Genomic DNA, 255 nt, shown 5'->3' with positions numbered 1-255 from the left:
CAACGCTGCGGCGTAACGCGTTTCGCTGCTTCGTAGACGCTACGGCGGCGCTCAAGAATTGCGTGCTCCTGCCCATAATGCCGTTGCGCAGGCGTCACGAACTTGATGCCGCTGTGGCGATGTTCCGCGTTGTACCAGGTCACGAAGCGCAGCACCCACTGGCGGGCCTGCTCGATCGACGTAAAGGGCTTCTTTGGGTACGCCGGTGTGTATTTCAGTGTCCTGAACAACGCCTCGGAATAGGGATTGTCGTCA

General features: G+C 59.2%; 1 protein-coding gene. It reads right to left on the bottom strand.

What is annotated here, in order from left to right:
* The coding region (locus VRY85_RS14920) for an integrase core domain-containing protein (RefSeq protein WP_414599388.1) at positions 1 to 255 on the bottom strand (255 nt) is incomplete at both ends.

This window comes from Achromobacter sp. F4_2707 (genome assembly GCF_047501535.1).
In the GTDB taxonomy this organism is placed as follows: Bacteria; Pseudomonadota; Gammaproteobacteria; order Burkholderiales; family Burkholderiaceae_B; genus Yanghanlia.
This window is presented reverse-complemented; position numbering and strand designations above follow the sequence as displayed.